The organism is Paenibacillus sp. FSL L8-0158 (assembly GCF_038592965.1).
In the GTDB taxonomy this organism is placed as follows: Bacteria; Bacillota; Bacilli; order Paenibacillales; family Paenibacillaceae; genus Paenibacillus; species Paenibacillus polymyxa_D.
In genome coordinates this window covers 1,441,772-1,467,587 of the sequence record NZ_CP151949.1, presented here as the reverse complement: position 1 = coordinate 1,467,587, position 25,816 = coordinate 1,441,772, and the positions used below count along the sequence as shown (strand labels likewise).

Sequence of the window (25,816 nt, the reverse complement as noted above, 5' to 3'; positions counted from 1 at the left end):
TCCTACATATTCATCATCATTAAAGCCGGAGCGCCCACCAGCACAATTACCGTTAGCAAAATCAGCGCCATCGGGAATACCAGCTTAGATGAAGCCTGCTCCCCTCTTGTGCGGCTAATTGAAGTCCGCTTGCCCCATAACGTCTGGGACAACTCACGTAAAGCCATCACGAAATCGCTCCCGCCGCGCCTCATATTCAACAATACCGTCGTCGTAAATACCGTCATTTCCTGAATACCACAACGTTTGCTCAGGTGCTCAAATGCCTGTTGAAAGGAAAAGCCGCTTTCCCATTCCGCCACCGTCTGCCTCAGTTCTCGATACACCGGATGTTCCGTATCCGCCCCTTTACGTTCTACGCAATGTAGCAATGCCCGTTGTACCGTCTCACCTGCACCTACTAAAAGCATCATTTTACTCAACAGTTCAGGCAGTTCCATTAAAATTTGCTGATCCCGCTTCTGTACTTTCCCGTGCAAATCCTTGATCAGCGCGATGGGTACCAGAAGACCAAGTCCCAATCCGAGCACCAGCCCGGTCGCATCCCCACCCAGCAAAAGCGATACTATAGCTCCACCAGCAGCCATCATATATCCGTAACCCAACATTTCTGCCAGAAAAAGCATCGTTTTTTCTCCGCTGTTGCGCATACCATACAGCTTTTGCACCGAACGCTGGAGCTTGAACATTAGCAAAGGCAGCCTATGAGTAGCACGTGAAGCATGAATCATGTGTACAAATGGGATTGAAAGTCTTTGCAGCCGCAGTCCCTCCAGCTTCATATGGCGGAAATGTGTATACTTAGCACCGTGCATCTGGTTCAGCACCACCCAACCTCCCACTTGCAGAACCAGCATGACCAGACAAACCAACATCACCACACCCATCTCTCCTTACACTTCAATCTTCATAATGTGGTTAATCCACACGAGACACCCACCAAGCACCAATAAACAAATGGTTGATAAAATCATACCTGTACCGCTGTATAAGGGCATCATGTAATCACCCGCTGTCATGGTCATAAACAATACAAACAAAAAAGGCGCCGCAAACATAACCCTCGATTCAAAACGTTTCTGCGCAATCATTACACCGATCTCCTGCTGAATTTCCAGCTTCTCACCAATGACACTTGAAGCTCGTCGTACGACTTCCACCAGATCACCTCCGGTTCGCTTGCAAGCCGCAAATACGTCCGCAAAATTCGTAATATCCTCCATCTGCGCCCGACGGGCCAAATCCTGCAAAGCAGTCTCTACAGGCTGTCCGATTTCGAGACAGGCGGTAATAATGTTAAATTCAAAAATCAGGTCGTGATCTCCATCCGGACTAAGCAATCTCAAATCCTCTACAGCCTCACGAAAACCATTCTCCACCGACCTTCCCGCTGAAAGAGAAGACGAGAGCGAATATAAAGCCTGTTTGAATTGGATGCTTAGAGCAGACCTGCGTCTTTGCAGCAAAAATTGCCTAAAATAACGAGGCGTCACCCCAGCCCCGGCAGCGCACAGCAACGATAATATCCATTGGTGATAAAATAGATAACCGATCATTGCGAACAACACGCCACTAAAGAATATGCACAGACTTTTTTGTACTGTCGATAATGTATATACCGTATAATCTGGCAGAGAAGGGACCTCACGTGATACTTGCTTGGCAGTCGTATTTCCTGACTTCACGCTGATACGCCTCCCCTGTGCCAGCTTTCCGGATTGATTCCGGCCATTTGCAGCTTCAAAGTATGTTGCAGACCCTCGCCACAACGTTCCAGACCTCCTACGATTCGCCCCTTACTTTCTCCTCGTTCCTGAAAACGATAAAGGGGATTAAGCGTCACCTCACCATTTTCAAAACCAATCACTTCGCTAATTTCCAGCACTCGTCTGGATTTGTCGCGCATCCGTGACAGATGAACGAATATATCAATGGCCGAGCTGATCTGCTGCCGTACTACTCCAAGCGGAAGTTCTGCCCCTCCGAGCACCATCGTTTCCAGCCGGCTGACCATATCGCGGATATTATTTGCGTGGCCAGTTGACAACGATCCATCGTGTCCTGTGTTCATCGCTTGCAGCATATCCAATGCCTCACTTCCCCGGACCTCACCCACCACAATGCGGTTGGGCCGCATACGCAGGGAGGAACGAATCAGATCACGAATCGTGATTTCTCCCTTCCCCTCGGTGTTCGAATTCCGTGTTTCCATGGAAACCAGATTAGGGACCGTCACAATTTGCAGCTCTGCTGAGTCTTCAATGGTAATAATCCGTTCAGACGACGGGATAAACTGGGATAATGCATTCAGAAAAGTTGTTTTACCAGAACCCGTTCCTCCGCTTATAAAAATATTGTACTTGCTACGTACCAAGTCCTTGAGCATAGCAGCAGCTTCTGCATCCAGCGCACCCATTCGAATCAAGTCATCCATCGTCATAGGACGCTCGGGAAACTTCCTTATTGTCATCGTCGGACCCTTGAGAGCAACTGGAGGCAACACAATATTTACGCGTGACCCATCCTTTAATCGGGCATCCACAATGGGAGAAGCCTCATTTACAATTCGATTCACCCCGGCTACAATCGTCTGGATTAAATCCTCCAGTCGCTCGCGGGACTCAAATTGATCGGGTATCTGCATCACCTCACCAGCCCGCTCCACAAATATTTCCCGGTGACTGTTGATCATAATTTCCGTAACGGTCGGGTCGTCAATCAATGGCTGGAGTACGTCCAGCCCACGGAAAGAGTTAAAAATCTTGCGGACAAGCGCGTGCTTCTCACGGGAAGTTAAGCCTACCAGCTCTACATCGTGTAAAATTCGATTTTCAATATGCCGTATCAGATCTGCATCCTTTACCGAAGACGTTACGTCCAGCCCGTTTCGGATATCTGCTCGCAATGCCTTAAATCGTTCCTCATTCATGTTCTTCAGCCCCTTTTAAGACCAAACGGTGGCCGGATGTGTTACACTGTCCGCATTCAACAGCTCGCGGCACAGATGACGAATTTCCCGCTGATAAATCGGTGAACTTAGCAGCAGCTCACGGTGCTGCATCTGTTTCCATGAAGGTATATAGGGTAACGCTCCGTTTAGCTCCATAAAGTCACGAGGTAACGAGTTGATCATAGTTCCCATATAGCGGTTCACCACAAAGCTGGTTTTGCATATCATGTCTTCGAGCCCTTCAGGCTGTGTGGTTTCTAAAACATCCAGCCATAATCCGCACTTGTGCATGCTCATTAAATCGTCTGCCAGCAGCCAAATCAGCTTATGACTAGCTTCAAGCACGGCTTGAGCCCGATCACCTTTTTCAGAATCGCCATCTACGATCACTACATCATACTGTCCACTTTCGGCAACTGTTCGAATCAGCTCTTTCGCTTCATCACAAGTCATGTCCGTCATCTCCTTGCGATTATAGACAGGCTGAAAAGTATCCGCCTGAATTTCAGGGCGACGAACACAATAGGAAGCCATGGATAATGGAGCCTCCTCACTCCCTTCTGCCTTGAGATCATAGAGTAGTCTGGACAGCCCTTCTCCTTCTGCTCCGCTAGTACTGCCTGAACCAGTGAACAATGAGCTTGAATCCACTGTCTCAAGATTCAGATAGAATACCGAATATCCCTCATTTCCCAGCTGTTTGGACATATTGAGTGCGGCCGTTGTCTTGCCCAGTCCACCGGAAGCTGCTACCATGCCGATAATCATTCCACCTTCCCGGCTGTTTACACTTTTCCGACCATTTGACTTCTGTCTCGCCGTTTCCAAAATAAAACCGACCAGCTCAGATAAAGGCTGATATTTTAATAAAGGCTGTCCATATCCGCTCACTTGTTCTCCCTCATGCAATACCAAACAAGGAATATCAGCAGCTTCCCTGTCTGTCCATAGATTCAAAAAAGCCGCTTCACCAACCACCACATCCGGTCTTTTCATTCCGCTGGTTTCCATCATGTATTGATGAAATGCCTCCGGTTGCGAAAAGGCCGTTATTCTCAGCCTTCTGGCGTACTCGCTTCCGTGAACATAATTCAGCAGCGGCTCAATATAATCCCGACCTTCTACGGCTAATACCACTTTCACTGGAATCATAATGCTCATCCCTTTCCCTAACACAACAACGCAAAAAAGCACCGTTCATCAATCCGTAAGTACATACGGCTGGTGAACGGTGCTTCCGTCACGTGCAATCTATTTACTGGTAGAATAGCATAGCACTTATATTAGAGCAAGTATTTTTTGTGCAAGTATCTTCCAAAATCCTCGTACTAGGAGAAGGCGGGCAGTCTAGCCCCGCCTCCTACCATCTTCATCTTAGTAGAATTTGTGGTGACGACGATGACAGTCATGATGGCGATGATGACGACGTTTCTTGCAATGACATTTCTTATCAAAATCTTCATGTTTCCAGTGATCACGTTTAAATTTAGGTTTAAACTTAATGACAGTCACCTTAATGATCTTCTTAAAGACACGTTTTTTTGGCTTTGGAAAATGACAATCATGCTTACGATGTTTATACATTCAAATTCGCCTCCATTTCTTTGAGATAGAATATACTATGGAAGCAGCGAGCCATCGGTAACCAGCATATGACTATTTATGAATTTACTGGGCGAATTAATGATCTACCTCCAGCTTAATATCCGGATCATAATCCGCCACAATTAAAACATCCATATGACGTGCTTGACGGAGAATCCTCGGCACTACCGCAGACTTACCCCAACGGCTACTTCGGGAAGACTGCCCCACGATGAGCTGCGTACCTGAATATCCTTCCACCGGAGCAATCAAAATGTCGGCAATCTCGCGTCGGCTGGAAACAAGCCGTATCTCAAAGGTTCCCCCCAGTCGGTGGGTCAGCAACTTTAGTTGTTCCAGACGAGGGTTCAGTCTTTCGGGTATACGCTCACCGACATGAGCATACGTCACAATCCACACAGCCTTCAGACGAAAGGCAATACGAAAACCACGGCGGATCAACCTTTCAGCATTTTCGCTTAGCGTCACGCCTACGAAGATCACTTCCTCCCTGCGCCACGGTCCCCGAAGTGATTCGTGTCGATCCCAGGATTCCAGCCGCTCATCTACGTCATCTGCCAATTCCCGCAAAGCAAGTTCACGCAACGCAATCAGATTGCCCAGTTTAAAAAAATGGCTAAGTGCCTGTTCCACCTTCGCAGGATCGTATATTTTGCCCTCACGCATACGCTGCTGCAACGATTTGGGAGCCACATCAACAAGCTGTACTTCATCGGCCAGACGCATCATATGGTCGGGAACAGTCTCTCTCACTCGTATGCCAGTAATCTGTTCTACCGCATCATTTAAGCTCTCCAGATGCTGAACATTCATTGTGGATATCACAGAAATCCCTTGTTCCAAAATAGCCAGCACATCCTCATAGCGCTTGGATCTCAGACTTCCAGGCACGTTGGTATGCGCCAGCTCATCAATTAACACGACCTCCGGATTGCGCCTGAGAATAGCTTCGGTGTCCATTTCTTCCAAGTGTACGCCATGACGCTCAATGGACTGACGAGGGATCATCTCCAGAGACCCTACCTGGGCCAATGTTTCTGCTCTTCCGTGCGTTTCCAGAAGTCCGATAACTACATCGATCCCGCTCTCCAGCAGATCATTCCCCTCTCTCAGCATCGTGTATGTTTTGCCGACTCCCGGAGCAGCGCCAATGTATACCTTGAGCTTACCCCGCAGGATTTTGGCTGCCTCAGCCTGTGCTTCCTCAACGCTCAAACGATGATACGGATCATTCTCTTCTACCTCCTGCCTCATCGTTGGTAAAATTCGCTCACCCTCCTGCTCGGCTCGGTCCGCAATCAGCAGTAGATCCATATTTTTCATTCGTTTTAAAATCCCGTTCACCAGCGATCCTTTCATCAGCTCCTGCCACGGAGTCTGCCGAGAATGCCCCATAACAATACGGGTAACATTGTGCGTCACCGCATAATGAATCAGTTGACGAGGCAACCTTCTGCGAGAAAAAAGCGGGATTTCTTCAAATGTTGATCCTATCTTGTCAGCCAATTGCTCAATTGAGCGCTTAAAGGCTGCTGATTCCTTGGACAGCGTGCGCTTCGAGCTGACAAAGGAGACTACTAGCATATCTCCACCCAACCGCTTGGCGACCTGTTCCCCCCTACGCACATAAATGGACCCATTCCAATGATATTGGACAGGTACCAAAATACGCTCTGCGGCTCCTGACGCCCCGTGCAAGCCTAACTCCTCCCGGTGCCGTTCCAGCGAATCATTCACATCCTCTGCTATCAATCGCAAGGCAAGCTCACGCAATTTACCCAGATTTCCCCGGTGAAACATCTCAGGATTGGGCGTATGCATATAGCCTTTCGCCAACCGTTCCAAAATCATCTCCGGGGTGGCATCAATCAGACGAATTTCATCCGCAAGCTCTAGTGTATCAACCGGAACCGTATATTCCGCTTCAAAGCCTGTCAGCTGATATACCCACTCCGTAATTCCTTCGAGTTCATAAACATTGACCGTCGTAATGACACTAATCCCCTGTTCCAGCAAATACCGAATATCCTCCAGCCGTGTTGGAAATGGGGCGCCTTTCCGGTTATGATGTGCCAAATGATCCACCAGTACCACCTCAGGATTACGCGCCACCAAAGCTTCCACATCCAGATCCTTTTGCTCCTCACCATCTTTTATCCAATGAATACTAGGCACTCGCTCCAACGTGCCGACCTGTTCCACGGTCACAGGCCGCTGCATGGTCGATACCGCACAAATCACAACATCAATACCTTCATGCTGCAGCGACCGTCCCTCATGCAGCATGTGATACGTTTTACCCGAGCCACTGACCGCACCCATGTATATTTTGAGTCTGCCTCGATGCAGTTTGTTAATCGAATCCAGTATTTCCTCTGGTGATTTACGTTTGAAGCTCTCCACTTTCGTTCCTCCCCACAGCGTAGCCGCTCGTTCCGTCCATCTTGTATGGTTGTAATGAATGTACTCCCGTGTCCCAATCAATTCAAGATGATCCATCAAGCTTGCCCCAAAAAAAGCCGCACAGGGTAGCATAAGCGCAAAAAAGCGTGCATTCAGGTCTCTTATGCCTGAATGCACGCTTTTTTGGGTAACTTATATGGGAACACTTCCTACAATCACTTGCTATCTTCGCCAACGATCCCCCGTTGTTGAATTAACTTTTGCCATACCACACCGTGAGACGGGGAAAAGAGAAAAGCCAAAAGCAGCAACACACCCGATACACACAGCATACATGCCGCAATAGAAGCATCCAATACACTTGCTGTGTAAAAGCCTGCGACCGAGCTGATGGCTCCGAATCCGACACTGTATACAATCATACGGGACAACTTCTCCGTCAGCAAATAAGCGGTAAGAGGCGGTACAACGAGCATGCCAACCACCAGAATTGCGCCTACGCTCTCAAATGACGCCACCGTCGTTAGTGAGACGAGACTCATCAGCAGATAATGAAAAAAAACAACTGGAATGCCTAATGAAGCTGCCAAAGCGGGATCGAAGGAAGTAATTTTAAATTGCTTGAAAAAGCCCCCTATCACGAGCAAATTGATCAAAAACATCGCGCCCGTAATCCACACAGCCCTCGGACCGACATCGAAGCCGGCTATTTCTAACGTATTCCACGGCACATAAGCAATTTCCCCATACAAAACGTGATCCATATCCAGATGGGCATTGGAAGCAAACACACTGATCAGCAAAACACCGATAGCAAACAATGTCGTAAACACTACGCCAATGGCAGCATCACTTTGCAGACCGCTTTGTTGGAATAGCTGAATCAGGTACACCGTTAGAAGACCCAGCACAGCCGCACCAAACATCATCCACACCGAATCCCTCGATCCGCTGATGAGAAAGGCAATGACAATCCCCGGCAGTACCGCATGACTGATTGCATCACCGATCATAGCCATTTTTCGGAGCACAAGAAAGCACCCAACGATACTACATCCCCCTGCCACTAACATTCCCGTCAGAATTACATAAAATGAACTCATAGGGCACGCTCCTCCCTTGGCTGTGTTCTGACTGTCTGCTCCAGATTTTTTCTGGCGTTCAACCGAACGATAGCCTTGGAGATCATTCCGCGCTGCGGCGCAAAAATCAAGCTCACTCCAAACACCACAGTCGCACACAACACGCATAACGGTCCTGTAGGCAGATTTTGCCCCAGAGAGCTAATGAGCGTCCCACCAAGCCCCGCTATAGCACCAAACAAGCCTGATAGACACACCATGACACCCAGCTTTTCTGTCCAGTATCTTGCCGACACTGCCGGGGTAATCAGCAAGGCAGCCATCATAATGACTCCCACGGCCTGAATGCCCGCAACCACCGCAATGACAATCAATAGCATCAACAACTTATCCAGCCAACCTGCCGGAAAACCAAGTCCGCGCGCAAAGCCGGGATCAAAGCTGAGCAGCTTAAATTCCTTAAAAAATAATATACATATTCCAATGAGCACCACCGAAATTACCGCCATCGTATAGACATCAGACAATACCATTGCTGCAGCTTGACCAAATAAAAATTTATCCAAACCGCTTTGGTTTCCTGCGCCACTATGCTGAATTTCGGTCAACAACATAATGCCGAAGCCAAAAAATACCGACAGCACCGCTGCAATCGCCGAATCGCTTTTAATTCGCGAATACCGGGTTAACGCACTGATAGCAAAGGTCGCAACAATCCCTGCAATGGCGGCCCCAATCATAAATCCAAACACGGATTTTGTACCTGTGATCATAAATGCCACACATACCCCCGGCAAAGCCGCATGTGCCAAAGCATCTCCCATCAGCGACTGTTTGCGCAAATACATAAAACTGCCAATCACCCCGCTGCTTAAACCGAGCAAAATGCAGCCCAGCAAAATCCACTGCATGTTTGGATCGGTCAAAAGCAATGCCAAGCTTGTCATACTGCTCACCTCACTCCGAGTATCGTGCCAGAATCCGGGCCTGTTTTGAGTATACTCAGACGCCCGCCATACGTACGCTGCAGATTTTCCTCGGTAAAAATATTTGTCGTCTCTCCAAACGCCATAAGATGCCCGTTCAACAGCATAACCTGATCAAAATAATCCGTGACTGTAGATAAATCATGATGAACGACAAGCACGGTTTTACCCTGCTGTTTCAGATCGTTGAGCAATGAAATAATGGCTTTTTCTGTTGCAGCGTCCACACCGACAAACGGTTCATCCATAAAATAAAGCTGAGCATCCTGCGCAAGTGCTCTGGCTAAAAAAATACGTTGTTGCTGGCCGCCAGACAATTGACTAATCTGCCTGTCTGCATATTGGCTCATTCCAACTTTGTCCAAACTCTCCATCGCAGCCTGACGATCTGCTGCTCCCGGACGCTTAAACCAGCCCAATCTTCCATATCGTCCCATCAAAACCACATCCAATGCGTTCGTCGGAAAATCCCAATCCACCGACTCCCGCTGTGGTACATAGCCAACCTTAAGCAGCTGTTGCTTATAGGGCTTGCCGTAGACCAGCACCTCGCCCCTAAGCTTTGGAATCAATCCAAGCGTTGCCTTGATCAGTGTAGATTTCCCAGCCCCGTTCGGGCCGATAATACCAATCAGCTTGCCTTCCGGCACCTCAAAGGACACATCGAACAAAACGGGCTTTTTTTGATAAGCTACCGATAAATCACGAACGACAAGTGGTGAATGCCCCATGTATCTTTGCCTCCTTATTTAAGAGCTTTAACAATCGTATTGACGTTATGCTTGACCATTCCGATATATGTTCCATTTTCTGTGCCCTCTTCACCCATGGCATCCGAATACAGCTCGCCACCAACCTCAATTGTATGACCTTGCTGAGCGGCCCCCTGAATAACCGCATCTATGGCTTTTCTCGGAACACTAGATTCTACGAATATAGCCTTGATTTTATGCTCCACCAAATAATCTCGCAGCTTAGTCACATCTTGAGAACCTGCTTCTGATTCTGTGCTCATACCTTGAAGTCCTCTCACTTGAATGTGGTAGGCATCTCCGAAATAGCCGAAAGCATCATGTGCCGTGACAAGCACGCGCTGGGCTTCCGGTATACTGGCAATCTGCTCTCTCGTGTAATCATCCAGCTTTCGCAGCTCAGTAAGATAGGCATCTGCGTTGGCCTTATATTCCTCCGCATGAACAGCGTCTAGCGCCGACAATTCATCTCTGACGGTTTCTACCGCAGACATCCAATTCTGTACGTTAAACCAGATATGTGGATCATGCTCCGATCCCATTTCCGGGCTACCTGCACGCAACTGATCCTGTGTGATGTTCTTGGACACGGGTATGACGGGTTTTTGCTTGCTGATTTTCTCCAGAATGTCCTGCATTTTACCTTCCAGATGCAACCCGTTATAAAAAATAACGTCGGCCTGATCCAGCTTGCGCATATCTCCCTGAGAAGCCTTGTACAAATGCGGGTCAACGCCTGACTTCATAATTCCCGTGACCTCCACATGACTACCGCCAACCTTGCCGACAATGTCAGAGATCATACCGATGGTAGCCGTAGCCTTTATTTTTTGTCCCGTCTCTCTCGCAGTTCTCTCTTCCTTCTTCTTAGCATCGATACATGCAGTCGCTAGAACCAGAACCAGAGACAATACTCCAACCGTCGTTACCCAGCGCGGCAAAGCCTTCTTAAACTGCTTGTTCATGTTTTAAAATCCTCCTTTGAATATTCGTTTTGGGACAAACTATTTCCTCGTGTCAATTATTTTTTATTAATACTATATTTTAGAGTATACACTAAAGTTTTTACCTAGGGAAACATTTTATGAAATATAATTCTTCTTATGTATTTCGTTATACCGTTCGATTTTCGTTCTCCCAATGTGTAATATATAGAAGATATCCAATCGTTAAACCAAAGAATACATATAAAGAGGTGCAGGTCATGGAGCCAATAGGGTACAGCCCATATCGGAACAAACGTCGGCAAGTTCGGATACGAAAAATACTGCTCATTTTTATGCTGGTGTGCTGTCTGCTTGCCCTAACTTCCTGTGCTCGAGGTGACATCCATGTAGATGTTCATCTCGATCAAAGTGTAGATATGGATGCGACGTTCAGCGTAAACAACCAGACACTGATGATGTTGGACAATCCCGGGCTGCTAGATCAATTAGTCAAGCGTATTCAAAGCAACAATGTAGATGTACAGCCGCTAGCTGAACAGGGAAGAAAAGGATATCAAATCAAGGGGCATTATCAAGGAGATTGGAGCACAAACAAAAAAAATCCCAGTCAGGGATTACATCTACCTGAGGGATTAGAAATACAGCGCGCTGTGAGCCAACATTTTTTCACAACGAATATTGATCTTACCATGAAGCTCGATCTACCACGGATGCTTCCTGAAGAAGCTCAAGGACTGAGTGACAAATTTAAACAAATGAATGTGCTTGCGCGCAAATTACTGGAGCGGCAGCTGGATCTTAACTTCAGCCTATCCTTACCCATCCAACCTGCTACCCATAATGCGGACCGTGTGTCGGAAGACGGAAAAACACTGTATTGGAACATTGCTCCATTAGAATCTAACGAGCTAAAATTGTCTGTTAACGTGCCCAATGTACGACATATCATGTATGTAGCTGTTACGAGCCTGATACTGATCGTGATCGCTGTGATCTTACTAATTCGTAGACATCGCTCCAAAAAGGAAAATTAAAAAGCGACTAAAAAAATCGTTGTCTAATTTCTGGTGGGGGGATCTGACATTGATCCTCTTCACCCTTGCCGAACCAACGATATCGGTTACGCGCCACCCAGTTATAGACGGCGTTGCGCACAAAGCGGGGAACCAGGATGAATACATAGACCAGCGGGTATGGAAAACGAAGACGTTTGGCAATTCGCAAAGCCGCAGTGGACCTCGTATAATACGTACCGTCTTCAATCAGCACGAACGTATCCAACTGATCTGTAGATAGTCCTCCTGCACGTAATAGTTCTTGTCCTGTCTCGGATTGCAGGGAACCAAAATGAAATGTTCCCTTAGGGTCACGCTTGATAATAAAGCGGACTGCTCCCTGACAAAAGTGGCATACTCCATCCACCAACACAATGGAGTGATCTAAATGAGCATGATCAGACTGGTTCATATAGCATTTCACCTCCAGGGAAATCAACAGCATGAATACCATCAACGCAACCATATGAATATAAACAAAAAAACGCCGAAAGTATCCGACGCTTGTTTAGAAATGTATAGTCTTTACCTGTTCGAAAAACTAGCTCAATGCTTTCTCAAACAGCTGTTTCGTATTAATTTGCTCTAAAAACTCCTCATGGAACTTATCCATACACTTGCAGATAAAATCCTTATGGCATACCGGGCAAGGCGTCGTTAGCAGTCGACTAATATTCGTCAAGGTCCACTCCGGATGACGTTGAGAAAAAACGCGGCACTCCGTTCCATCGGCCAAACTCATTTTAAACTCATAAAGCCCTTCTTTTTCGTTGCTGCCAGCCAGCGTGAAATTAACAATATTCGGTCTGTAAGACATCATATCACCCGTATTTTTCAAATTTGTTTCGTACCTGATGACCAGAATCACCTAAGCCATCTTAATGAATTTTGGCGATGATGTCAAATGGTCGTGAATCTCAGCGAATCAAGATCTATGTGCAAAAGCCCCCGATAAATCGGCGGCCAGAGTGTAGAAGTTATAGAAATGCAGTCAAATGACATTGAGCTCGACATCAATGTTGCCGCGTGTTGCTTTGGAGTACGGACAAAAATCATGCGCTTGGCGTGCCAGATCTTCGGCCTGGGCGCGTTCAATACCGGGTATTTTCACATCCAGACGTACCGCCAGCTGGAAGCCCCCATCGCTTGGGTCCTTGCCGATAGATACGTGGCTGGTGACCTCAACATTGTCCACCTTCACCTTAGCCTTCCGGGCCACGTTAGCCAATGCGCTCTCATAGCAGGCACCATAGCCTGCCGCAAACAATTGCTCTGGATTCGTAGCTTCTCCACCTGCGCCACCCAGTTCCTTCGGCGTGCTGAGCTTATGCTTCAAAACTCCATCGGATGAAGCGACTGAACCGTCTCTTCCACCATGTACCGTTGCTGATGCTGTGTATAATGCTTCCATGATTTCATCTCTCCTTCACTATATCTTTTGCATTCCGCAGGAATCTATCGTCATGTTAATACATGATTTCCTTCTCGTATGTACTTTAAACGAACTACATAAAATGAATCATTTGAAATATGGATGTAAACCAGTACATTTACCGTTTAGTTCAACCCCACCATGTTTACACTATATGTTATAGGCCCCTACTTGGGCCGTCTACATTGAACAACCATCTCCACCAATCGTTTAATTTTCGGGGACGGAATAAGGTAAGACCATTTTATGATCCTACCCATTCGATGGGATGACCCTGTCGCACATGAGAAGGAAATTGATAAAATATGGAACGGCGTTCACCCGGAAGATGGACAACAATTTAAAAAATCCAAAACGACCAAGCCGCTCCCCTCAGAGCGATATAGCTTGGTTTTTCTATGGTTCAGCTTATACGATGGCCATATTGCTTCAAAAATACGATTAACTTGCTTGACCACACAAAAGTTGTACTAGACAAAAACTATTGGGAGTGTACAATAGGGATAACACAATCGTTATGTCACTAATAATATATTTCAACATCAATAAAGAAGGTGAAGCGTATGAAAAATACAAAGGGTAACTTCGCGGAAATCGCTTCACTGTCGGAAGTGAATCGTTCCTTGAGCGTCCCAAAAGACGGGACCTGGTTTCGGAAGTTTCTTGCCTTTGCTGGCCCCGGCTATATGGTCGCAGTCGGCTATATGGACCCCGGCAACTGGGCTACAGACATCGCCGGCGGATCAAAATTCGGCTACACGCTGCTTAGTGTCATTCTAATCTCCAACCTGATGGCCATCCTGCTGCAAGCCTTATCTGGCAAGCTTGGCATTGCCACAGGTAAAGATTTGGCTCAAATGTGCCGGGATGCCTACAGTCGTCCTGTCGCGATCGGCTTATGGCTCTTGTGCGAAATTGCCATTGCAGCCATGGATTTGGCCGAGGTCATCGGTTCAGCCATTGCGCTGAAGTTGCTGTTTGGTCTACCGTTACTATACGGAGTCATCATTACCGCATTTGATGTTATGCTCATTTTATTGCTGCAAAACAAAGGCTTTCGGGCATTGGAAACCCTCGTCATTGTACTGATGGCGACGATTGCCGGCTGTTTTGGCATTAATCTCATTTTGGCACAACCGGAATGGGGCGGCGTATTGGGTGGCTTTGTACCAGACTCGCAAATTTTGACAAATCCTAGCATGCTGTATATTGCCATCGGTATTATGGGTGCTACTGTAATGCCGCATAACCTGTATCTGCATTCTTCTATTGTACAAACTCGTAAATTTGAGCAGACTTCAGCAGGTAAACGGGAAGCTATTACATTTGCAACTTGGGATTCCAGTATAGCGCTGATGTTCGCATTATTTATTAATGCCGCCATCTTGATCGTGGCAGCTGCTGTATTCCATACGGCAGGAAGAACAGATGTAGCCGAAATTAGTGATGCCTATTATCTGCTTTCGCCACTACTGGGGACCACACTGGCGAGCATACTATTTGGGGTAGCGTTACTCGCCTCAGGGCAAAACTCAACTGTAACAGGCACTTTAGCCGGACAAATCGTGATGGAGGGCTTCTTGAACCTTCGTCTTTCACCTTGGTTGCGTCGTCTGGTGACTCGCCTCATCGCGATCATTCCAGCGGTCATCGTCACTGCTATCGCAGGTGAAAAAGGTGCGGAGGAACTGCTTGTGTTGAGCCAGGTCATCCTGTCCATCCAGCTTCCCTTTGCCATCATTCCATTACTGCTCTTTACCAGCGACAAAAAGATTATGGGTGAATTCGCAAATAAAATGTGGCAAAAAGTATTAACCTGGATCGTGACCGCTGTCATTATCATCTTGAATGTAGTGCTCATTGTACAAACGATATCAGGTTGAACAATAATGCTTACAGACGCCTAGCTACACCCAAAAAAGGAGATATCCAACACGCCATAAAAAGCGTAGTGATATCTCTTTTCTTTTCTCAAAAATGTGAATGCTCTTCGATAAAAATTTTTTGAAGAAACATCAGCTGTTCGGGCATTACAATCAAGGATCCAGACGGTCATTTTTCTAATATGTTTAGGCTTAGCTCCGCATTTTTTTCCACAAATCTAACATCAAGCATGCTCTCATGATCTCCATACCCGACACGGATCGAATATTCCCGAGTTGTAGAGCGCTCCCCTTACTTACGAACCTGTTCGCATTGCTTTTCAAAAGCTCTTTTTAACTTCAAAAGTCATACTACCAATTTTGAATCGTATGTCTATTCATTTAAGTGAAATTCTTTACTTCCTTAGTTTGTAATGCTACAGTAAAATTACAATACTAAATGTTTAGTATTGAAAGTTTATTATTAAACTATATGGAGGAGATATCATCTTGAGTACAACACGTGTGATGGTTCTTGGGCTCTTGCTGCAATATGGAGCAATGTCAGGATACGAAATACAACAGAAAATGCAATCAGCACAAACGGATAAATGGGCTTATGTGCAACCAGCTTCCATATATCATGCCTTAAAAAAAATGGATTCAGAAGGAATTGTACAGTTAGAAACGTTAGAACAGACAGGGAACCGGACCAAAGCTATATATGCTATCACGGAGGCTGGAAAAAGTGAGTTTAGTCGGCTTTTAATCGAATCATTTAAGGAATCTTCTGTTGTATTTCCAACAGCACTGTACACAGCTTTAACTTTTATGAATGAGGCTGGGCTCCATGAAATTGAGGAAGCTTTAAGTTTCCAGCAGCAAGCCATCGAAAAAATCTATAAAGAAATGAAATTAGGGCAAGAACAAAAAGCTGAACTTATGGATATCCCTGTAAACGTTATGTTAATTTTCAGAAATATTTATGATCAATGTGAGCTTCAATTGAAATTTGTCAAACAAATTAAAGAGGAAATCGGAAGAAATTTATGAGGAGGATGTAATAATGAAACTGAGTAAAGGAGCACAAAATAAGCAAAAAGCTGCACTAATTGTTGTCGGATTAGCTGTATTCATTGATATGTTAATCTATGGATTAGTCGTTCCCATTTTGCCAAGGTATGCAGATTCTCTGGGCGCAACTCAAACTGAAATCGGATTTTTATTCAGCAGTTATGCAATCGCATTATTTATAGCTACACCTGTTTTTGGCCTATTAACGGATCGGATTGGGAGAAAGACACCTCTATTATGGGGGTTAATTGGACTCATAGCCTCCACTTTAATGTTTGCCATAGCCCACACTTTCTGGCTACTTGTAGTGGCACGCGCTCTTCAGGGAATTGCAGCCGCAATGACCTGGACAGCAGGACTCGCTCTCTTGGCTGATCTATACCCTTCTGAAGAACGTGGTAAAGCCATGGGCTTGGCATTATCCGGTCAAGCCGCCGGAACCCTTCTCGGACCAACAATTGGCGGATGGTTGTATCAATGGGGAAGTTACCAGCTTCCTTTTTACTTTGCCATTTCCTTGGCCGTCATCGATGCTATACTTCGACTAATTCTCCTGCATGATATTCTGGAAGCGAAAAATGAAAAGTATATTTCCCCTTTCTCGTTCATGAAAAATAAAGATTTGCTTTTGGTTATTGGAGTGGTAATTATCGGCGCATCCATCCCAAGCGTACTTGAGCCAACATTACCGTTACACCTACAGCACAATTTTAGCGCTAACCCAGGACTTATTGGATTATTATTTGCTATTCCCACGCTTGCTTATGGCCTAGCAACACCTTTTATAGGACAGTTTTCTAGTAAACTCGGCTATAAAAATGGAATTCTCCTCGGTCTACTTATGGTATCCATTGCACTTCCTCTGACTGCACTTCCAGCAATATTATCGCTTCAAGCTGTTATTTTAGCTGTTTTAGGGGTTAGCATGGGTATGGTTCTTGCTCCCTGCTTACCTCAACTTGCTGATATCTCTCAACGAAGTGGAATTCATTCTTATGGAATTACTTTCGCACTCTATAACACGGCATACTCGATTGGCCTAATGATCGGCCCTATTTTGAGCAGTACTCTCACGGATCTAATGAATATTAAGTTCTCTTATTTAATTATAGGCATTATTGTATTTATATACATGTTTGTACTCGCTTTCAGCCTTAAGGAAAGCCAAAAATTCATATCCCCATAAGGAATAAAACATTTTATTGCATATTTTTGCATCATAGAGCATTCCAGTCCCTGAAAAAAAGGTATCCCTCAAGCTTATCGCTCAGGAATACCTTTTTTTGATCCATCTATGGCTTGGCAGGCTCTACCTTCATTTGCGCCTCAAGCGCAAGATTCAGCTTGAGCACGTTCACACGCGGCTCGCCGAACACGCCGGCGCTGCGGCCTTCTGTCTGCTCCTGCACCAGTGCTCTCAGTTGATCCTGCGGGATACCCGTCAAGCCGCTTATGCGAGGAATTTGCACCCGTGCCGCCTGTGGAGAAATGTGCGGGTCCAGACCGGAGCCGGAGTTCGTAATCAAGTCCACCGGAACCTGACTAACGGGTACATCCGGGTTATGCTTCTGCCAATCCGCAATAGAGTCCTTGACTCGCTGTATCAAGGCCGGATTCGACGGTGCGTAGTTACTAGAGCCTGAACCAACCCCATTGTAATCAACGCTCGATACCCGACCTTGAAAAAACGCCGAATCAGTGAAAGACTGACCAATCAGTTCGGAGCCAACCACCCGCCCCTCCGCGTCACGGAGCATACTGCCGTTTGCTTGCTGAGGAAACAGGATCTGCGCTACTCCTGTACTTGCTAGCGGATATGCCAAACCGCACAAGAGAATCATCAGCACCGAAGTTCGCACAGCCACTCCAATAACTGTACTTCCTCGCATCTCTTGTCTCTCCGGTTGTCCTTCCGACACAGTCCCGGTCCCTGTACGTTTGTTATGACCTTGCCCGCCAGATTCGGCTTTTTCGTGTGCAGCAAATCTGCGTCCAGACATCATCCGATAAAAACCACTCATGTCGTTCACCCTTTCTGCGCTAAATCCACAAATGCACCAACAAATCAATGGCCTTTATACCGACAAACGGTACGACCATACCGCCCAGACCGTAAATCAGCAAATTCCGTCCCAGCAGGCGATCTGAGCTCATCGGCTTATACTTCACGCCCTTCATGGCCAGCGGAATCAGAAGCGGAATAATAACCGCGTTAAAGATCAGCGCCGACAAAATAGCGGACAACGGGGAGCCAAGCCCCATGACGTTCAAAGCGCCCATTTGTGGAATGGCCAGCATGAACATCGCCGGGATGATGGCAAAATATTTGGCAACATCGTTCGCAATGCTGAACGTTGTCAATGCTCCGCGCGTCATAAGCAGCTGCTTGCCGATCGCGACCACCTCAATAATTTTGGACGGATCGGAATCCAAGTCCACCATATTAGCCGCTTCTTTGGCCGCGACTGTGCCGCTATTCATGGCAAGACCGACATCGGCTTGCGCCAACGCAGGTGCATCATTGGTGCCGTCTCCGGTCATGGCAACCAGCTTACCCTGTTCCTGTTCACGTCGGATAACCGCGATTTTGTCCTCCGGCTTGCTCTCAGCTACAAAGTCGTCCACTCCCGCTTCCCGTGCAATTGTAGCTGCTGTCAGCGGATTATCTCCGGTACACATGATCGTACGGATACCCATTTCCCGGAGCTGATCAAACCGTTCCTTCATGCCTGGCTTCACTGTATCCTTTAAATAAATAATACCGTATATCTGATCATCTAGCGCGACTGCCAGCGGTGTACCTCCTTCTGAGGCTACCTGATTCGCTTTTTCCTCCAGATCGGCTGGAACACTACCATTTTGCGATACGATCCATTGCCGAACGGAATCCACCGCGCCCTTGCGTACCTTTCGTTCATCGGCCAGATCCAGACCACTCATCCGGGTCTCCGCCTTGAATTCGATAAAGGTTCCACCTGCCACCAAGGATTCATCCAACGTGTGCTCCTGTTTGCGCATCAACTCGAGAACCGAGCGCCCCTCTGGCGTCTCATCCTTCATAGAGCTAATCGCTGCCCACTTCACTAGCTCTGCCTTCTCCACGCCCTCTACAGGCACGAATTCACTCGCCATCCGGTTCCCGAAGGTGATTGTACCTGTTTTATCCAGAATCATCGTGTTGATATCCCCAGAAGCTTCTACCGCCTTGCCTGACATGGCCAGCACATTAAACTGGGTGACCCGGTCCATACCGGCAATCCCGATGGCTGACAACAGTCCTCCAATCGTGGTTGGAATCAGACAGACTAGTAACGAAATCAGCACAGGAACAGGCAAATTAATGTTAAAATGACGGGCAATTGGCGCTAGCGTAACCACCACAATTAGAAAAATAATCGTCAAGCTAATCAGCAAAGTGTTCAGCGCAATCTCATTCGGCGTTTTTTGCCGCTGTGCGCCTTCCACGAGCGAAATCATTTTATCAATAAATGTCTCGCCCGGCTCTGTCGTAATCCGCACCTTAATCCGGTCACTAACCACTCGCGTTCCGCCGGTTACCGAGCAAAAGTCACCACCCGATTCCTTAATGACCGGAGCCGATTCTCCCGTAATTGCAGATTCATCCACCGAAGCCAAACCTTCAATGACCTCACCATCGCTTGGAATCATTTCGCCCTGGGAGACAATAACCACGTCCCCCTTACGCAACTCGGTTGAGCTAACCACCTGAATGTCATTTCCGACGAGCTTGTTAGCTTGCGTATCCTGCTTGGATTTTTTTAAAGAGGCAGCTTGTGCCTTACCCCGCCCCTCCGCGAGCGCTTCGGCAAAATTGGCAAAAAGCAACGTAAACAACAGAATAACAAACACGGCCAGGTTAAAGCCCATTTCCTTGTCAGTTCCAAAATAACCGGGAAACAGTAACATTAGCAGCACGACCAATGTACCGATCTCCACGACGAACATGACAGGATTTTTCATCATAATCATCGGATTTAATTTTATAAAGCTATCCTTGATCGCATGCTTCAAGATGCTTCTGTCCAGCATGTGTTTGCGTTGTTCCTTCATGATCAAACACCCCGTTCATCCATTCTCATTTTCTTCTTCACATGGTCAAAAATTCAGCAACAGGTCCCAATACGATGACAGGTAAAAAGGTCAACGCACCAATCAGCAGCACGATCCCGATCAGAATGGCTCCAAATAACTTGTTGTCCGTGCGCAGTGTCCCCGTTGTCACCGGAGTCGGTGCTTTGGCATTCAACGAAGCCGCCACAGCCAACAATGCAATCATAGATACATATCGTCCGAAGAACATAACCATCCCTGTTGTCATGTTCCAGAATACGTTGTTATCCGAAAGACCTTCAAATCCCGAACCGTTATTTGCAGCAGATGACGCATATTCATAGAGCACCTGAGTCAACCCGTGATAGCCAGGGTTAGTGACCGCATCATATCCCCAATGACTCATGAACGCAAGCGCAGTTGGGGCGAGAATGAGAAACGGATGTACCAAAATGGCAATCGCGATCAGCTTCATTTCCTTGCCTTCAATTTTCCTTCCCATAAATTCCGGAGTTCTCCCGACCATCAGTCCGCATATAAACACACCCAGAATCGCATACATCAGCATATTCATCAGCCCGACACCCTTGCCGCCAAAAATGACGTTTAGCATCATTTCTCCCAAAGCAGCCATGCCACCCAGCGGGGTTAGTGTATCATGCATATTATTGACCGAACCTGTCGTTGCCGCTGTTGTGACCGCAGTGAATAAAACCGATTGTCCAATACCGAAACGAACCTCTTTCCCTTCCATGCTTCCCTGAGAAGCATCCACACCCAGGGTCTGGATTAACGGATTACCTGTCTTCTCAGACACATACGTAATGGATAGAAAAATAAGAAACAATACCATCATGGAGCTAAAAATAATCCAGCCCTGCTTACGATTACGGGCAAACAACCCAAAGGTATACGGCAACGAAGCCGGCATTACCCACATTGCCAAAATTTCCAGCACGTTCGTCCAAGGACTTGGATTTTCAAAAGGATGCGCAGAGTTAGCCCCCGCATAACCGCCCCCGTTCGTCCCCAAATGCTTGATGGACTCCAGAGAAGCAATAGGTCCCATAGAAATTTGCTGTTGTGTTCCGCTCAGCGTCGTAAGATCCGCCGTAGGCTGCAGCGTCTGTGGTACCTTCAATCCAACCAGCACCAGCGTAAGCACAAAGGCCAGCGGCAGGAAAATCCTTATAATGGCTTTAATAAAATCTTGAAAGAAATTGCCCATCCCTTCACCGCGCCGCGTCAATCCTCTCATAAAAGCCGCAGCAACCGCAAAACCGGAAGCAGCCGAAGTGAACATCATCATCGTGACGAACGCCATCTGTGTCAGATACGTAAGCCCGCTTTCCCCGCTATAATGTTGGAGATTCGTATTCGTCATAAAGCTGATTACCGTATTAAAAGCTAGTGATGCTTCCATATTACTGTTTCCAGCCGGATTACCGGGAAGCATTCCCTGTAAACGCAACAGCAAGTAGCTGATTGCCACAAGCACGGCGTTCGTAGCAATGAAACTCATAACATACGTAGTCCAACGCATGCTCTCCACTTTCTTCAAGCCTACTACCTTATAAATCAGCTTTTCTGTTCTGCCAAAAATCCGATCCGTCCGATTCGGTTCATTCGAGAATACATGATACATATATGTACCCATTGGCTTTACCAAGAGCAGCAATATAACGATCACAATTCCAATTTGAAGCAGCTCCATCCTCTATTCCTCCTTCAAAATGCTCCTGCGTTTGGAACAACAGACCCGATTCAGACCATCTATGAAGTGCACACGTTTGCGAAAACCTGCTACCTATGATGCTTAATGTTCAGATCTGTTGTTCCCGCCCGCTCTATCCCTACAAGTGTCTAGAACTTTTCAGGGTTCAGGAGTGCGTAGATTAAATACATAAACACAATAGCTGTAAGCCCGAGTATAACGATCATCCTCTTCGTCCTCCTTTAGAGGTCTGCGCATCACACCAGCGTACAAACAGCAGTATCACTCCATAACTCACAGCCATGACGAGCAGCATGTATATATCCATCATGTTTATACCCTCCGTATCGGTCCTCAGATCGCCATTCTTATTCCATCATAAAATCATAAAACAACTATGTCATAAGTGCTTATCCGTTCAGCAGAAAACCCACCTCTCCGTTCAATGTGTAGATCACATGGTCCGCTCCCAATCCCCGATAAATTCCTTGTGGATTACAGCCGTGTGTAATAACATAGATCGATTCCGATGTTAGTGGTCGACATATTTGCAGGAAACGGCAAGTCAGATTCAAGCTGTTCTCGAACAAATACACACTACCAATTTCTTTTTTTGGAAAATTCCATTTTCCCGCTTGCATGGTATTGATGCGGACAATGTGCTCCACACCCATTTTTTTGAGCTGTCGTTCCTCCTGGGCGCTATTCGTGAGAACTGCAAACGCCAATTTTTTAAAAATAAGCAATTTCACAAAACTTCTGCCCGCTTCATTCGGTGCAGTGACAATAATTAACCGACCTTCCATCAGTAGCTCCTCTCCCGGTATAAAAAGACAACAAAAAGAAGCCGAAGGAAAAAGGCTTTCCTCCGGCTTCTGACATATCCATGATAAAATAAACCATGGCTGCACACGGCGGTTTGTTGCCTCTCCCTGTACGCTTACGAGGTTAGCTGTCGGATTCGGACGTGAGAGTCGCCCTATTTCTGGCACTTGACCGGAAAATTCACCCCATGAGACACACGGCTTCCGAAGCCGTACAGTCTCGATTGGTTCCCCCGCTTTTGCAACTGCAAAATTCAGCGCTGTAGACATTTCGTTGTTGCTTCATTCAAGTTAATTTGAAATTACGTCTTGAATCATACACCCGCGCATGGAAGACTGTAAAGCTCAACTGCAGGGTTATAAATCGGCCTTTAGAGCATAGAAGATTAATAATAACGCTTACAATGCAACTATGCTTCTCACAGCTCCTTCAATCTCTGTTTTTCATCCTTTTTTGAAAATGACAAGCATGTCAATATTGGCGTAGGGTAAAGCGTTATTGGCCTTTTTTTGTAAAAAGAGAAGAAAATACGCTATATGTACCAGCTAAACACCGATTGAACCCACTTTTATAAGAAGAAACACCTTAATTCGCTCCATTTGCGATGCGATTTACTGTTTTGAGCAAAATACGATTTTACAGCGCCTGAAGGCTTTATACAGCTTTTCCAGACTTGCAACCCTTCTTTGAATTGTCTACAATTTAATTGCTGGATATTGAATGAGGAGAGATGCTATGACCGTTTATGAATATGATGCGCAAACCCTGCAAGGGAAACAAATTCCGTTATCCACATTTGAAGGGAACGTTCTGCTTATCGTGAACACTGCCAGCAAATGTGGGTTAACCCCCCAATACAAAGCGCTACAAGAGCTATATGACCAGTACCATGAACAGGGGCTCGAAATCTTGGGATTTCCCAGCAACCAGTTTGCCAAACAAGAGCCAGGTTCCAGTGAGGAGATTTCCGAGTTTTGCCAGATGAATTATGGTGTCACCTTTCCGATGTTCGCCAAGACAGATGTCAATGGCGATCAAGCACACCCCTTATTTCGCTACCTGACCCAAACAGCTCCGGGGGTGTTAGGGTCCAAAGCGATCAAATGGAATTTTACTAAATTCTTAATTACAAGAGAAGGTAACGTATTTAAGCGCTATGCACCGCAAACCACTCCAGATAAGCTGGCGGGAGATATAGAGAAGCTTTTACAGCAAAACTGACATTCTTCTTTATCACTGTTAATAAACGACCTGTTGCAACCGTGGCTTCCGTGGCTAAAGAATATAACGAAAAAATGCTTAACAAAAAAAGCATCCCTTCACGTAAATCGTGTCAGGATGCTTTTTTAACTGGGTCTTGCATATAATGCGGTCGAGAGGACTCGAACCTCCACGGGCGTACGCCCACTACCCCCTCAAGATAGCGTGTCTGCCATTCCACCACGACCGCAAATCATAATGTATTGAGGCAACAGATTTATTATACTCTCTCATCAACTATTTGTAAACAAAAATATTATAATTATTTTAACTTACATATATGAGCGATAATAATACTGCCCTGCATAAAGACAACCCCTTGCTGAACTATGCATTAATGTTGCACCCTTGCGGATTATCAGAACCACCCAGCACTTAATTAAGTAATTAATTTGACAAAATAACGCATTTACGATTGTAAAAACACGTATAAAAGTGTATCATAGTTTCAGATGGTTAATTCTAACATGTTTACTGATGATTATTATAACACACCAATTATTCCGCAAGAATCCGTAAGGGGCGATTTCTTTTGAACAACAAAATGCCTGTCACCTCCTTCGGGTGGGCCATCAAACAACGGCTTGTCGAACTTCGACTGGATCAGAAAACATTTTGTGAGACACACAATATTCCGCCTTCACGCTTGTCCAATCTGATTCACGGCACCCGCAAAGCACAAAGGTACAGAAAACAAGTTGCTGCAATTCTGAACATCGACGATAACGATTATAAGGAGGCATCGCCACTCTAAATCCAACAAGCATTCCAGTTACATACAGGTCATTCGATATCACCAAGAAACCAAATAAACCCGTAAAGCGAACCCCTCCAGTTCGTTTACGGGTTTTCAACCCAGACAATCTTTAGCCAAAAAATCATTCTGGCTTTGTTTTATCCTTTTCACTTTTTTGCTTACGATATTTCGCAAATTCAACATATTCTAAAATAAAATTCTGTTCTTCCGTCTCAAGATCTTCTGCCTGGCAATTCAGTGGCCCCATCACTCCAAAAAAATAAGCAGCCTTCTGCTCCTGAAGTACGCCTTCTCCTGGCTTAATCCCTTTCATTAACCAATCGAGCGATACATTAAAAAAGTCCGAAATCTGAATTAAATGGGTGGTACCCGGCGTTGTTTTACCCCTTCTCCAATCACCGAGATTCCCTGAACTGATTTTAAGTTTTTCACAAAATGCCTTCTTGGTCATTCCCCGATCTTTAATCAAAGCTTCAATCCGCTGATAAATAGTTTGATCTCCCAAAATGTTTCCCCTCCGAAACAGTAACTTTTTCTGAAATAATTTTCATTTTTCATCTTTACTCATTAGTAATCGTCATCAAATCCTAAGCAACCATTACCCCATAGTAGAATTGCGCTGGTTTTTCTCTTTACGAAAGCGGGTAAATTCAATATACTCAAGTATAAAATTTCTTTCCGCATCACTAAGCGGTTCCTCCTGGCAATTCAGTTGCCCTGAAGCGTCAAAAAAATAAGGGTCTTGCGACTCCTTTAGCACCTCACCCTGTACATCTCGACCCAGCATAATCCAGTCCAGACTCGCATCAAAAAAAGAAGCGATTTCAATGAGTTTATTCGTGCCCGGCGTCGTTTTTCCTCTTTTCCAATCCCCGAAGTTCCCTGTACTAATACCTAACTGCTGACAGAACGCCTTTTTCGTCATTCCCCGTTCCTTGATGAGTTCCTCAATGCGATGGTAAATAGATTGCATAGAAGTTCCTTCCTCCCTAGCAGGCTCTCAAATAACGATATCATGTTCTCTGTTCCCATTTCAAAGAT

The 25,816-nt window shown here is 46.0% G+C and carries 24 protein-coding genes, 1 tRNA gene and 1 riboswitch; of the genes, 6 read left to right on the top strand and 19 right to left on the bottom strand.

All coding sequences use genetic code 11. The features are described from left to right. Positions 1 to 2 precede the first annotated feature (2 nt). From NSQ68_RS06630 to NSQ68_RS06590, 9 genes are all read right to left on the bottom strand, one after another. Positions 3 to 887 carry a type II secretion system F family protein gene (locus tag NSQ68_RS06630; RefSeq protein WP_342428351.1) on the bottom strand — a complete coding sequence of 295 codons (885 nt, stop codon included), beginning with the start codon at positions 885 to 887 and terminating at the stop codon, positions 3 to 5. Between the two features lie 6 nt (positions 888 to 893). Further along, on the bottom strand, positions 894 to 1,685 hold the full coding sequence (locus tag NSQ68_RS06625; RefSeq protein WP_342428350.1) for a type II secretion system F family protein: 792 nt from the start codon (positions 1,683 to 1,685) through the stop codon (positions 894 to 896). Beyond that, entirely contained in the window at positions 1,682 to 2,929 is a 1,248-nt protein-coding gene (locus tag NSQ68_RS06620) for a CpaF family protein (protein WP_342428349.1), read from the bottom strand. The genes NSQ68_RS06625 and NSQ68_RS06620 overlap by 4 nt, the downstream gene beginning before the upstream one ends. Positions 2,930 to 2,944: 15 nt before the next feature. Further along, positions 2,945 to 4,102: a ParA family protein gene (locus NSQ68_RS06615; protein ID WP_307348651.1), complete on the bottom strand. Its 1,158-nt coding sequence runs from the start codon at positions 4,100 to 4,102 to the stop codon at positions 2,945 to 2,947. A gap of 528 nt (positions 4,103 to 4,630) precedes the next feature. Then, positions 4,631 to 6,958: a histidine kinase gene (locus NSQ68_RS06610; RefSeq protein WP_342429086.1), complete on the bottom strand. Its 2,328-nt coding sequence runs from the start codon at positions 6,956 to 6,958 to the stop codon at positions 4,631 to 4,633. 215 nt (positions 6,959 to 7,173) lie between these two features. Next, on the bottom strand, positions 7,174 to 8,061 hold the full coding sequence (locus tag NSQ68_RS06605; protein ID WP_307348650.1) for a metal ABC transporter permease: 888 nt from the start codon (positions 8,059 to 8,061) through the stop codon (positions 7,174 to 7,176). Beyond that, positions 8,058 to 8,987 carry a metal ABC transporter permease gene (locus NSQ68_RS06600; protein ID WP_342428348.1) on the bottom strand — a complete coding sequence of 310 codons (930 nt, stop codon included), beginning with the start codon at positions 8,985 to 8,987 and terminating at the stop codon, positions 8,058 to 8,060. Before NSQ68_RS06600 ends, NSQ68_RS06605 begins: the two co-directional genes overlap by 4 nt. 5 nt (positions 8,988 to 8,992) lie before the next feature. Next, positions 8,993 to 9,757, bottom strand: coding sequence for a metal ABC transporter ATP-binding protein (locus tag NSQ68_RS06595; protein ID WP_342428347.1), 765 nt, complete (start codon positions 9,755 to 9,757; stop codon positions 8,993 to 8,995). A 14-nt stretch (positions 9,758 to 9,771) separates the two neighbouring features. Further along, complete coding sequence (locus tag NSQ68_RS06590) at positions 9,772 to 10,743, bottom strand: zinc ABC transporter substrate-binding protein (RefSeq protein ID WP_342428346.1); 972 nt, start codon at positions 10,741 to 10,743, stop codon at positions 9,772 to 9,774. A 239-nt stretch (positions 10,744 to 10,982) separates the two neighbouring features. Here NSQ68_RS06590 and NSQ68_RS06585 point away from each other — a divergent pair, with 239 nt between their 5' ends. Further along, positions 10,983 to 11,759, top strand: coding sequence for a DUF3153 domain-containing protein (locus NSQ68_RS06585; RefSeq protein WP_342428345.1), 777 nt, complete (start codon positions 10,983 to 10,985; stop codon positions 11,757 to 11,759). A 7-nt stretch (positions 11,760 to 11,766) separates the two neighbouring features. Here the strand turns inward: NSQ68_RS06585 and NSQ68_RS06580 are convergent, their stop codons facing one another. The 3 genes from NSQ68_RS06580 to NSQ68_RS06570 all read right to left on the bottom strand — a co-directional run bounded on the left by NSQ68_RS06580 (position 11,767) and on the right by NSQ68_RS06570 (position 13,191). After that, positions 11,767 to 12,192 (bottom strand): thiol-disulfide oxidoreductase DCC family protein, encoded by a 426-nt coding sequence (locus NSQ68_RS06580; protein WP_342428344.1) that lies wholly within the window; start codon positions 12,190 to 12,192, stop codon positions 11,767 to 11,769. Between the two features lie 129 nt (positions 12,193 to 12,321). Next, positions 12,322 to 12,648, bottom strand: a complete 327-nt coding sequence (locus tag NSQ68_RS06575; RefSeq protein WP_013309265.1) for a hypothetical protein — start codon at positions 12,646 to 12,648, stop codon at positions 12,322 to 12,324. A 123-nt stretch (positions 12,649 to 12,771) separates the two neighbouring features. Continuing rightward, positions 12,772 to 13,191, bottom strand: coding sequence for an organic hydroperoxide resistance protein (locus tag NSQ68_RS06570; RefSeq protein WP_013309264.1), 420 nt, complete (start codon positions 13,189 to 13,191; stop codon positions 12,772 to 12,774). 584 nt (positions 13,192 to 13,775) lie between these two features. Between NSQ68_RS06570 and NSQ68_RS06565 the strand changes: the two genes are divergently transcribed. The 3 genes from NSQ68_RS06565 (at position 13,776) to NSQ68_RS06555 (ending at position 17,334) form a co-directional block, all read left to right on the top strand. Continuing rightward, a complete protein-coding gene (locus NSQ68_RS06565; RefSeq protein ID WP_071639954.1) occupies positions 13,776 to 15,095 on the top strand; it encodes an Nramp family divalent metal transporter in 1,320 nt (439 codons plus the stop codon). A gap of 489 nt (positions 15,096 to 15,584) precedes the next feature. Next, the gene (locus tag NSQ68_RS06560) at positions 15,585 to 16,127 is read left to right on the top strand and encodes a PadR family transcriptional regulator (protein WP_342428343.1); all 543 of its coding nucleotides are present in this window, start codon (positions 15,585 to 15,587) and stop codon (positions 16,125 to 16,127) included. A 13-nt stretch (positions 16,128 to 16,140) separates the two neighbouring features. Beyond that, on the top strand, positions 16,141 to 17,334 hold the full coding sequence (locus NSQ68_RS06555; protein ID WP_342428342.1) for an MFS transporter: 1,194 nt from the start codon (positions 16,141 to 16,143) through the stop codon (positions 17,332 to 17,334). Between the two features lie 106 nt (positions 17,335 to 17,440). Here NSQ68_RS06555 and kdpC read toward each other — a convergent pair whose 3' ends face one another. The 4 genes from kdpC to NSQ68_RS06535 form a co-directional block, all read right to left on the bottom strand. Next, on the bottom strand, positions 17,441 to 18,169 hold the full coding sequence (gene kdpC, locus NSQ68_RS06550) for a potassium-transporting ATPase subunit KdpC (RefSeq protein ID WP_342428341.1): 729 nt from the start codon (positions 18,167 to 18,169) through the stop codon (positions 17,441 to 17,443). Between the two features lie 19 nt (positions 18,170 to 18,188). Beyond that, positions 18,189 to 20,219 (bottom strand): potassium-transporting ATPase subunit KdpB, encoded by a 2,031-nt coding sequence (gene kdpB / locus NSQ68_RS06545; protein ID WP_342428340.1) that lies wholly within the window; start codon positions 20,217 to 20,219, stop codon positions 18,189 to 18,191. A gap of 37 nt (positions 20,220 to 20,256) precedes the next feature. Then, positions 20,257 to 21,933, bottom strand: a complete 1,677-nt coding sequence (gene kdpA / locus NSQ68_RS06540) for a potassium-transporting ATPase subunit KdpA (RefSeq protein WP_342428339.1) — start codon at positions 21,931 to 21,933, stop codon at positions 20,257 to 20,259. A 410-nt stretch (positions 21,934 to 22,343) separates the two neighbouring features. After that, positions 22,344 to 22,739, bottom strand: coding sequence for a hypothetical protein (locus NSQ68_RS06535; protein WP_023987603.1), 396 nt, complete (start codon positions 22,737 to 22,739; stop codon positions 22,344 to 22,346). A gap of 115 nt (positions 22,740 to 22,854) precedes the next feature. Next, a riboswitch (cyclic di-AMP (ydaO/yuaA leader) is annotated at positions 22,855 to 23,027 on the bottom strand. 466 nt (positions 23,028 to 23,493) lie between these two features. Between NSQ68_RS06535 and NSQ68_RS06530 the strand changes: the two genes are divergently transcribed. Further along, the gene (locus NSQ68_RS06530) at positions 23,494 to 23,979 is read left to right on the top strand and encodes a glutathione peroxidase (RefSeq protein WP_342428338.1); all 486 of its coding nucleotides are present in this window, start codon (positions 23,494 to 23,496) and stop codon (positions 23,977 to 23,979) included. A 146-nt stretch (positions 23,980 to 24,125) separates the two neighbouring features. Here the strand turns inward: NSQ68_RS06530 and NSQ68_RS06525 are convergent. Then, positions 24,126 to 24,208: transfer RNA gene (locus NSQ68_RS06525), tRNA-Leu, on the bottom strand. Positions 24,209 to 24,550: 342 nt separating this feature from the next. On the opposite strand from NSQ68_RS06525, the gene NSQ68_RS06520 reads away from it, so the two are divergent. Continuing rightward, complete coding sequence (locus NSQ68_RS06520; RefSeq protein ID WP_029516349.1) at positions 24,551 to 24,772, top strand: hypothetical protein; 222 nt, start codon at positions 24,551 to 24,553, stop codon at positions 24,770 to 24,772. A gap of 124 nt (positions 24,773 to 24,896) precedes the next feature. On the opposite strand, the gene NSQ68_RS06515 is transcribed toward NSQ68_RS06520, so the two are convergent. Both NSQ68_RS06515 and NSQ68_RS06510 read right to left on the bottom strand, forming a co-directional pair. Further along, entirely contained in the window at positions 24,897 to 25,280 is a 384-nt protein-coding gene (locus NSQ68_RS06515; protein WP_013309253.1) for a helix-turn-helix transcriptional regulator, read from the bottom strand. 93 nt (positions 25,281 to 25,373) lie between these two features. Next, entirely contained in the window at positions 25,374 to 25,748 is a 375-nt protein-coding gene (locus tag NSQ68_RS06510) for a helix-turn-helix transcriptional regulator (protein WP_307348617.1), read from the bottom strand. Positions 25,749 to 25,816: the final 68 nt, after the last annotated feature.